Origin of the sequence: Erwinia typographi (assembly GCF_000773975.1) — a bacterium.
In the GTDB taxonomy this organism is placed as follows: Bacteria; Pseudomonadota; Gammaproteobacteria; order Enterobacterales; family Enterobacteriaceae; genus Erwinia; species Erwinia typographi.
This window is the reverse complement of the sequence record NZ_JRUQ01000082.1, coordinates 1-1167: the sequence shown is the minus strand read 5'-3', so window position 1 is coordinate 1167 and position 1167 is coordinate 1. Positions and strand designations below refer to the sequence as shown.

Below are 1167 nucleotides of genomic sequence, written 5' to 3'. Positions count from 1 at the left end.
CGTGACCGGAAATGACTCCGGCTGGCTGGATGCACCGGTGGTAGTGGAAGCGTCCGGCAGTTCTCTCAGCGGTAGCGTTGTGCAGGCCACAGTGAGCATTGTTCCCTGGACCGGCATGGCGGCCGGGGATATCGTTTCCCTTGACTGGGACGGTAATGTCACAGGGAAGTATCCCCTGACGCAGACAGTCACCGGCAACGGTGCCGGTAACACGCTGACATTCATCGTTCCTGCGTCACAGATAAAGAACAATGTCACTGTGGGACTGAATTATACCGTTCAGCCCGCAGATGGCAGCGCAACACTGATTTCATGGCCCCTCGGCCTGAATGTTATCTGAAACATATGCCTCCGGCATTCCTTATTTTCGTTATTTAACCCGATGTCCCGGGAAACTGTGCCGGTCCCATCCGCCTCTATAGAGACAGAACTTTATGAACGCAAAAAAAAAGAAACAGAACACATCCCTTAGCGCCACCACATTGCCCGCCCCCTCCGTCACCGAAGCTGATGACAATAACCACGTTGCGGCCACTGTCACTGCCGTCACTGTTGTCGTGCCTGTATGGTCCGGCATGGCCGTCAGGGACCGGGTTGACCTCCTGTGGGCTCCCGATGTAACAGAAAATTATACCGATTACGTACCTGTGACAGCCTCCATGGTTGCCCGCAACGTAAGTCCGACGTTCAGCGTCCCCTCAACCGAAATTGCCACCAACCACGAAGCAGCCATCAGCTACGTTGTCACCCCCGCAGACGGGAGCGACAACGAGAGCTCGGATGTGTACACGCTGTCCATTGGTGAAGTCCAACTCCTGCCAGCCCCGACGGTGGATGAAGCTGACGGCACCACAATCAGCGTGGGCGATAACCCGGACGGAGTGACCGTTACGGTTCCCGCTTCCGCCAGTCTGGTTGCCGGCGACGTTGTCACTGTGTACTGGACCGGGAATGCGGGGGACGGCACGCCGACAGTATCACCAGAAACGGTTTCCGGTAACGGTACAGGCAAGGCCCTGACATTCCATATTGATGCCGGTGTACTGACTGCTGATGCAGGAACCATGTAGTGGTTGAATAATCAGGACACTAAACTTACATCCAGAATGGAGGTGTTTAGTGATGAAAAAGAGAACATTTACCCCTGAGTTTAAAAAGGAAGCTGTG

Annotated in this window: 2 protein-coding genes; both read left to right on the top strand. The window is 54.8% G+C overall.

Annotated elements, in window-relative coordinates; translation table 11 throughout:
- The coding region (locus tag NG99_RS29750; RefSeq protein WP_198138829.1) for a hypothetical protein at positions 1–340 on the top strand (340 nt) is incomplete at its 5' end.
- A 307-nt stretch (positions 341–647) separates the two neighbouring features.
- Positions 648–1070 (top strand): hypothetical protein, encoded by a 423-nt coding sequence (locus NG99_RS24450; RefSeq protein ID WP_157032700.1) that lies wholly within the window; start codon positions 648–650, stop codon positions 1068–1070.
- Positions 1071–1167: the final 97 nt, after the last annotated feature.